8 protein-coding genes and 1 pseudogene are annotated in these 7,833 nt (G+C 50.3%); 3 read left to right on the top strand and 6 right to left on the bottom strand.

Going from position 1 to position 7,833, the window contains the following annotated elements; genetic code table 11:
* Positions 1-150 precede the first annotated feature (150 nt).
* Positions 151-441, top strand: a pseudogene (locus KNQ07_RS16135) (transposase); the annotation flags it as partial.
* 174 nt (positions 442-615) lie between these two features.
* Here KNQ07_RS16135 and KNQ07_RS12415 read toward each other — a convergent pair.
* Both KNQ07_RS12415 and KNQ07_RS12410 read right to left on the bottom strand, forming a co-directional pair.
* Positions 616-942: a hypothetical protein gene (locus tag KNQ07_RS12415; RefSeq protein WP_012370479.1), complete on the bottom strand. Its 327-nt coding sequence runs from the start codon at positions 940-942 to the stop codon at positions 616-618.
* A 142-nt stretch (positions 943-1,084) separates the two neighbouring features.
* Entirely contained in the window at positions 1,085-2,110 is a 1,026-nt protein-coding gene (locus KNQ07_RS12410; protein ID WP_214767023.1) for a helix-turn-helix transcriptional regulator, read from the bottom strand.
* Positions 2,111-2,222: 112 nt separating this feature from the next.
* On the opposite strand from KNQ07_RS12410, the gene KNQ07_RS12405 reads away from it, so the two are divergent.
* The gene (locus tag KNQ07_RS12405) at positions 2,223-3,071 is read left to right on the top strand and encodes an alpha/beta fold hydrolase (RefSeq protein WP_214767021.1); all 849 of its coding nucleotides are present in this window, start codon (positions 2,223-2,225) and stop codon (positions 3,069-3,071) included.
* Here KNQ07_RS12405 and KNQ07_RS12400 read toward each other — a convergent pair.
* Positions 3,057-3,725: a hypothetical protein gene (locus KNQ07_RS12400; protein ID WP_012370482.1), complete on the bottom strand. Its 669-nt coding sequence runs from the start codon at positions 3,723-3,725 to the stop codon at positions 3,057-3,059. The two genes, KNQ07_RS12405 and KNQ07_RS12400, sit on opposite strands and share 15 nt — an antisense overlap.
* Before the next feature lie 194 nt (positions 3,726-3,919).
* Here KNQ07_RS12400 and KNQ07_RS16130 point away from each other — a divergent pair, with 194 nt between their 5' ends.
* Positions 3,920-4,249 (top strand): YolD-like family protein, encoded by a 330-nt coding sequence (locus tag KNQ07_RS16130; RefSeq protein WP_214767019.1) that lies wholly within the window; start codon positions 3,920-3,922, stop codon positions 4,247-4,249.
* Between the two features lie 119 nt (positions 4,250-4,368).
* Here KNQ07_RS16130 and KNQ07_RS12390 read toward each other — a convergent pair whose 3' ends face one another.
* From KNQ07_RS12390 to efeB, 3 genes are all read right to left on the bottom strand, one after another.
* Positions 4,369-4,830, bottom strand: a complete 462-nt coding sequence (locus KNQ07_RS12390; protein WP_114595719.1) for a YflT domain-containing protein — start codon at positions 4,828-4,830, stop codon at positions 4,369-4,371.
* Between the two features lie 94 nt (positions 4,831-4,924).
* Positions 4,925-6,607, bottom strand: coding sequence for an FTR1 family iron permease (locus KNQ07_RS12385; RefSeq protein ID WP_214767027.1), 1,683 nt, complete (start codon positions 6,605-6,607; stop codon positions 4,925-4,927).
* Positions 6,591-7,832: an iron uptake transporter deferrochelatase/peroxidase subunit gene (gene efeB / locus KNQ07_RS12380; protein ID WP_214767017.1), complete on the bottom strand. Its 1,242-nt coding sequence runs from the start codon at positions 7,830-7,832 to the stop codon at positions 6,591-6,593. The genes KNQ07_RS12385 and efeB overlap by 17 nt, the downstream gene beginning before the upstream one ends.
* Position 7,833 lies beyond the last annotated feature (1 nt).

Raw genomic sequence — 7,833 nt, 5'->3', positions numbered from 1 at the left:
AATTAGGCTACCTGACACCGAAAAAATACGGTGTACTGGCAGCCTAATCAAGGTGTTTTATATGTGTCTCATATTGCTAGGTCAGTCTAATTAATCTACTGCGGGCCACCTCTTTCCTTATTCAAACGGCATACTCTTGTGAATCGGGCATTGTATCAAAAACGACAGGAGACCATCGAACGTGTCTTCGCAGATGCAAAAGAAAAGCATGGCATGCGTTGGGCCCGATATCGTGGTCTGAAAAAAACAACGCTACAAGCGATGCTTACTTTTAGTGCCTTGAACCTCAAAAAATTGGCGAACTGGTTATGGGATTCCGGTGGGAATCCTTGTTTTTCATACTATTTTATACGACTACATAAGACAAACCCTCATTTCAACGTTGAAATGAGGGTTTGTCTACAATCTGAAAAGGTGCTCCGATTTCTTTTTCTTATTTAGAATCAATTTTAGACGCTTTACGCGCTATGATAACAATAAAGACGATGGCAGCAACCGGAAGCACGAGTGGCATCCAGTCCAGTATATACTGTGTATTCATCGTATCCCCTCCTCCAAGACATGCTGGTACTCTACACGTAGCATATTCCAAAAGACGGGACCATGCAAGCGTCGTCAGATCCGCGGCAACATCGAGTAGATGACGGAATAATAGATCAAGACACTAGTCGAGACACTATAGACTAACAATATGTAGGGTGCGAATTTCGGCTGAGCATGCCGTTTCAGCACTTTCAGTGAAAACATCGTGATTCCTAATGCAAATAAAGGACTAAAGCCGAAGACCACAAGATCCATGGACATTAAAAGCTCTGTACTAAAGAGTAGATTAAAGGCGAAAATCGATAATAAATACCAAGACGTGTAGGATAAACAGATGAAAAAGAGGTATGACACGCCCGCAATAACGCTTCCCATCCGTGGTTTTTCCATATGTTGCATGATGCCCCTCCTGTAACAAAAATAAGATATCCTTAATGGTAATCGGAAAAAGTTCTTAAAAATATTCAAATATGAATATACGACAAAAAACGACAAAAAAAGATCTTCTGCTCCCTTCAGCAAAAAATCTTCTCTGTTCGTTTTAGACACTTTCATTCATCTGTGGACTGACCGGAACACCTGCTTGATACACCTTGGCAAGCTCCAACACTTTATTCTTGAAGGCCTCCCGGCAAAGAGCCGGCTCCAAGATCTCCGCTTGCTCCGCAAACTGAATCAACCACATCATGAAACCTTGGGAAAACAGCGCTCCGACCTTGACCTCAAACCAGTCCCCTTCGAGACGCCGGCAACGAATGTCCGTCCCGAACCGGTCGACGACAGTCGGCATGACGCTCTCATGGAACTTTAACGTCAACTGTTCCTGTTCGCCACCGTACATATTGAACATACTGCTCAAATAAGTGGCTTCGACCTCGACCGGTGTCTGGGCCGGCTCAAAGACACTGCAATTAACGATTCGATCCACGCGGTAGGTCCGGATCTCTTCGACCCGTTCATCCCGTCCAATCAAGTAGTAGTTCCCGTTATCGACGATCAGATGAGCCGGCGTGACGAGATAGTAATCCCCGTCGCGACGCAACTCGAACTTTCGGGTCCGTTCGTTAAATTTGCCCTGATATTGAAAATTGATGATGTCCTGTTCGATGATCGCTTTTTGGATGGTATCAATCGAAAACGGGATGACGCCTTTCGGTTTCTTGACGGTATGTATGACCGGCGTCAACGTTTTTGCCAGACGTTTACTCGTTAACGTATGAATATTACGGACCAGAACCTCCGTTTCACTCTCAGAGATGAACTTGGCGCTGGCAATCGCATCCACGAGTAATCGTAAATGATGGTATTCGAACGGACGGCTGACCAGATGATACGGAATCGCAAGACCGTTTTTGGTTTCTTCCGCATGAATATCGAATCCTGATTTAGCCAAAGCAGCAATGTCCTCTTTTAAGGACTTTCGGGACAGCTTTTCAATCAGTCCTCTTTTCGACAGTTCGGTACTCAATTCTTCTAATGTCAACGTCTGTTCTTCATCTGAATACTGCTCAAAAATGTCTCGAACGGCTAACAACCGATCCCGATTGGATAATTTTTCATTTGGCACGGGGCATCCTCATTTCCTATCCATAAGATGTTTGATTATACTTGGATTATACCTCAAAAAGAAATTAAGAATAACAATAATATGGAAATATTTAAGAGATAGGAGAATTTGGATGCAACACATTGCCGATTGGGAAGGTTACCGATTTGATTACCGGGACAGCGGAACCGGTCCCGTCATTTTACTGATTCATGGGACACAATCCGATTACCGGGAAGTCTATCACGTCGAACGATTAATCGAAGCCGGCTACAGGATCATCGTCCCATCTCGTCCTGGATATGGAAAAACGCCGCTCCGTGTCGCCTCGTCGCCCGGCGAGTTAGCGGCTTTTTACCGGAGATGGCTGGCTTCTCGTCACCTCGAACGTTACACCGTATACGGCATTTCTGCCGGCGGACCGACCGCGATTGCTTTGGCGAGCGGTAATCCAGCTGTCAGTTCGCTCGTACTAGCCTGTGCGATGACACACCAGATTTCACTTCCTTATCAGGACTGGCTTGTCCAACCGCTCCTTCAGCGTCCGCTGCAACTCGTGCAATGGATCCTGTGGCATTACGTGAAAGATAAATTGGTTAAGTTTCCACAGGAAGCATCCGTTCGGATGGTTGAAATGACGAGTCTGTTGCAGCGGGACGAGATCCGCCGTCAATTAAATGGAGCCGACCAGAAATTGTTGTATCAAGTCGGATTGCAGAACGGACCGGGCCGGGGGGTGTTGTTTGACTTGACGCAACAGATTGATCGTCCGCTCCTGCAGGCCATCCGTTGTCCGGTGCTGATCGTTCACTCTAAAGCGGACCGGGCCGTCCCGTTCGAACATGCCCTTTACGCCCGGCGTGCCATTGCGCATGCCCAGTTCATCGAGTCGGCGAGCCCTGGTCACCTGATTTGGATCGGCCCGTCTGCGCGTCGCGACGAACGAATGATTGAACGCTTTATCGCCTTAAATCACTTGTAGGCGGACACGGAGGTTCAGCTTTTCGTTTTCTTCCTCAATGGAGATGATTCCCCGCGCCGTCAGTTCTTCGATTGCCAAGCGGGTCCGTTCCAAATTAAAGCGGGCATACCGGGCAATCTCCGCTATGCCCATTCGGCAGGACAGCTGATTCGCCTTGATTTTCGACGACGGTTTGGCGACGGAACGTTGCAACAGACGCCAAAAGACTTGCCGGGCATCATCCGACAGCGCATATGCATTTTTTTCGATGACTGGCGGGACGTACCGGATGTCCTCCCGGATGCGCCTGATGAGGTAGAGACTCAACCAGTATTCCACGTCCGCCTGAATCCGGAAAAATTCAAACCACCATAACTGATCGAGCGCTTCCGCTTCATCTTGCCGTAATGCCCAGGATGCCGGAATGTCGTCAAACTCTTCATCGAGAAAGTCTTCGTAGTCCAACGCAGTTTCATATAAGACCTGGGGCGGGATCCGGTCAAGCGTCTCCCGTTTTTGATATAAATCAAAACTCATCCGCCGGAAGTGTTCGACAGACCCGGCGACTTGACTGAGTTGCATCAACTGTTTCGTGATGAGACGGGCAAGTCCGTCCAGTTCGAGCTGAACGGCATATAAGTGTTTTTCAAGAGCAATCAATGTACTTCGTTCCATCAGACAGTTCCTCCTCTGTTCGTGGCATACTTCTAGTCTTTTAGTCTTTTTCCGCAAATCGGACATTCAAAACCATCTTCTGTTTGTCTCCCGGTACCGGATGACTTGTTCTTCCTGAAGCGGGTTTATCTCCCAAATAAATCGGGAATATTTTTGATGCAGTGGTCAAACGATTCAATCGGAGGTGGAACAACGTGTTACAGTCCAAAAAGCGCACGGAGCGGAAGTGGAGACAACGCACGACACGTAATCATATCCTGCAATTGGAACACTTGTACAAAGCACATCCTGTCCGAACGACGACACAAACCAAAATGGTTTTTTCCAAACTGTTGGAAGAGGCTATTCGAAGCGGGCGGTCCGTGACGGTCCGTTATCTGGATCAGGGAAACGAAACCACGTTGACCGGATCGGTTACGGCTCTTTTTCATGCCGGCGGTCTCATTAAAATCAAGACCTCGACCGGCTTACGACGTCATATCTCGTCTGACACAATAATGGACGTCCGTGAATCCATCACATAAAAATCCGGTTATCCAAAAATCTTCTTATACATGCAGACAAGGGGGACGGATCTGAATCCGTCCCCCTTGTCTATTGAAAAACTGACCGGCTTGTCAGTTCCTGATTTCATGGACACCCCTTATTTTTTATCTAGCTTGACATTTTGGTCAGCCGGCAAGGTTGTCGTCGTTTCTTCCTCTTCGAGCTTTGGTACACCTGCTCCGTACTCTGTTGTCTCGTCTTCGACATAAGAGGCGGCAAACGCCGGATTCAGCAGATCGGATTTTGAGCCCACGATGACGATCCGGCCGTGTCGGACTTCCTCTTCCAAATCTTCAGCTACATCTTTCGTCATACCGAGCTCCGACAACTGGGCAATCCGGTCTTTCCGGTTGCTGCGGACGGTCGACATCAATGTCTCGAAAAATGATTTTTTAGTTACACGATACGCTAACGTCTGCGTGTCGTTGGCAATCCGTTCCGCCAACTCTTCATCCTTCGCAAAAATGTAAATTTGTTTATTCGAATAACCGCTTGACTTCAAGCTCGTCACTTCTGCGTCGACGGCTGTCATGTTCCGTACGATTCTAGTTTCAATCATCTTGTTTCCTCTCCTTCATGCGAGCCGACTTTCTACTCTCGATATAAAGTTATTCCCGAAACATAATGAATAAAACATGAATCGCCAAAACGTATCAACCGGTTTTTCGCAAACGGACCGCCGGACGCCGTTTCAATACTAACGTCAGCCCGACCACCAGACATAACAAGATTTGCGGTATCATCGTTTCGTACGTCGGATAAAAACCGATCCAGGAAACGGTTGGCAGGTAGGAAACGGCATGAATCGGCACGATGCCTGTCAGTTGTAACGCATGCAGACTGGCGCCTAAGATTTTAAAGGCCATAAGATAAATCAATCCGGTCGCCGCTAAAAAGAGCCGGTTGATCGGTAGACGCACCCCGAAATAAATAACCGCGAGTGAACAGATACCGACCAGTCCGATCGCTAAAATGATTCCCCCGGCCAAAGCAGTCGTCGTCATCGCTGGTGCCATCCCGACATAAAACAGCAGTGTCTCGGCCCCTTCCCGGAAAATCGTCAAAAAGCTGACGGCGAATAAGGACCGTCCCGCAAGATTTGTTGCCAGTCCGGTTTGCCGTGAAGCAACAACCGTTTTCGAATGTAACCAGGAACCGACGAGCAGCATCATCAATACCGCGGCCAGTCCGGTCCATCCTTCAATCTGCTCCCGACCGACAGCAGCAAGTGCCGTCGAAAAGAATTGTTGAATCACGAGCGCCAGTGCTCCGCTAGCAAGTAATCCGAACAGTGCGCCGCTCCAAATCATTCGTTCTCCCGTCACCTTGGCTTTTCGAGTGAAAGCGACCAGTGCACTGATGATCAGCAATGCTTCGAGCCCTTCCCGTAACATGACGAGCATCGCATCGACAAAAGAATACGTCGTTTTCTGCGCCAAGACCTGAAGTGACGTGATGATCGGTGCCAAATCGGTCCGGGTGGCGTCAACCGTCGACTCGTCTAAACGTGACAACAGCACCGGCACTTCCGATTCGATCGTCGTATATAAAGAACTGCTCCGGGTCCGGACCTCCCCTTCCCCGCTCGGCCATCGTTTGATGAATGCCGTCAGCGTCTTCTGCGCCGCCGGGACGTTCCCGACAGCGAGTTGCTGATCGGTCTGTTTCAGCAAGGCTGTCAGTTCGGACAATCCTGTCTGTTCCGCCGCTTGAACGGTATCACCTTGCAGGAAAGAACGGATGCTTGCGTCAAACTGATCGAGTGCTGCATTCAGCTCCGACTGATCAAAATTTTCCCGCGCCAAAGCGATCCGGATGGCAGACAACCCCATCTCGACTTGACCGTAATGACCGATGCTTGTCTCCCGGACGACGGTCTCACGGTCCGTCCACGCCTGCAGTAAGTCGGATTGCAGCTGCTGACGTTCAGACATCGTCGTAGCCTGCCGGAGCTGTTTCGTCCAGCCGAACAACTCTGTTAAGCGTTTTTTAGCCGCAGGATCTGTTTTCGGCTGATCTGTTTCCTCCAGCGTCCGGACGGCCGTCGACAGTTCCGTCAAACGTTGTCTGATCTCCGGGAGGGCGGTTTGTTTCTGAACTTCTGTCAACCGATGTTGAATGACCTTTTGTTCGGCAGAAGCCGGCAGGCGGTCAATCTGTTTTTCAAGTGTGTTCAAAGTCGTCCCGAGCGTACTCCGGTCGTTGTCATTGACTGCTGACAACGCTTGACCAATCGAGACGTACAGCGCATCTGTCTCGGAATCCGCGTGGACAACCGGACTGCCGATTGCCGTGAAGAGGAACAGTGCCAGGAACACGTTAAGCAAAGAGCGCATCACCGATGTAGCCTCCTTTTTGAATCCCGCCGAAACAGGCGAAAAGAGCACTGCCGCGGTGGGTAATGTATTCATTTAAACGGTCGGATGCCGCTAAACGCCGCTGAATCGTGATGAACTGTTCCGGCGACCGCTGATACGATAAAAACAACAAGCCGGCATCGAGTGCCCCGGTTGTTTCATTGATGCCCGCCTGATAGGAGTAGGAGCGGCGTAACAACTGTGCTTCACCTGATCCGTGCGCGACCGCCGTATGCGAATCTTTCGGAAGTGAGGCTTCCCCGCGTGCCGTTCGTTTACTTGGCGTCACGGATGCAAATTCGTCTTTTGAACCGAGTGGTGCGCCGGATGCCCGGTCCCGGCCGAAGGTGCGCTCCTGTTCTTTCAAAATCGTCCGGTCCCAGACCTCCAAATGCATCTGAATCCGGCGGACGACAAGAAAACTGCCGTTTGTCATCCATGGTGACCCGTCCTGCCACTGGTAAAAGAGGTGTTTATTCCGAATAGCAGGCTGCGAGACATCCGGATTTCCGGTTCCATCCTTGAATCCAAACAGATTCCGTGGTGTCCCTCCTGTTGCATCCGCTGCTTTTGACCGTTGGAAACCGGTCTGGGTCCAGCGGATTTTGACGATGCCCCGACCGATTCGGGTCAAGTTCCGCAACGCATGAAACACGACTTGTTGATCGTCGGCACAAATCTGAACGACAAGATCTCCGCCCGCCCATTTCGGGTCGAGCTGATCAAGATCAAAAGCCGGCAACTCCCGGAGCAGATTCGGACGCTTATGACCGATTTCGAACCGGTCGTCCGCAAACAGACCGTGTCCGCAACCGAACGTAAACGTCAGATGGCTCGCTGACAGCCCTTCCGCCTCCCCCGTATCTTCCGGCGGGACGTACAGACTGTCCGAGTCACCGAGCGGCAAGCCAGCGGTTAGCCGGGCGCATGCCCGTGTCCAGCGTTTCAAGAGGTCAATCAATTCATCGCGTCGTGTCGTCTGGACATCAAAGGCGACGATCTGGACATGATTTTGGGGCGGTGTCAGGATACCCGCCTGATACTTGCCGTAGAACGGGACCTGATCCGTCGCTTCGGCGGTCAAGGCACGCGGTAACCACCGTTCGAGCCCGCTCGCGTAAAGCGCAGCTCCGAGTCCGGTCAGTCCGGCAACTTTCAGGACGTCACGCCGTGTAACGCCCGCTTCTAAAGTAGTTCGTGTCATC

This window comes from Exiguobacterium sp. s145, assembly GCF_018618835.1.
Lineage (GTDB): Bacteria > Bacillota > Bacilli > Exiguobacteriales > Exiguobacteriaceae > Exiguobacterium_A > Exiguobacterium_A artemiae.
Note: the sequence above shows the minus strand (reverse complement) of the source record. Positions and strands in the feature narration are given on the sequence as shown.

What these genes read in the sequence shown, in the direction of transcription:
- KNQ07_RS12415 (WP_012370479.1), bottom strand. Translation starts at nt 942, where the DNA reads ATGCAACATATGGAAAAACCACGGATGGGAAGCGTTATTGCGGGCGTG.
- KNQ07_RS12405 (WP_214767021.1), top strand. Translation starts at nt 2,223, where the DNA reads ATGCAACACATTGCCGATTGGGAAGGTTACCGATTTGATTACCGGGAC.
- KNQ07_RS12400 (WP_012370482.1), bottom strand. Translation starts at nt 3,725, where the DNA reads ATGGAACGAAGTACATTGATTGCTCTTGAAAAACACTTATATGCCGTT.
- KNQ07_RS12390 (WP_114595719.1), bottom strand. Translation starts at nt 4,830, where the DNA reads ATGATTGAAACTAGAATCGTACGGAACATGACAGCCGTCGACGCAGAA.
- KNQ07_RS12385 (WP_214767027.1), bottom strand. Translation starts at nt 6,607, where the DNA reads ATGCGCTCTTTGCTTAACGTGTTCCTGGCACTGTTCCTCTTCACGGCA.
- efeB (WP_214767017.1), bottom strand. Translation starts at nt 7,832, where the DNA reads ATGACACGAACTACTTTAGAAGCGGGCGTTACACGGCGTGACGTCCTG.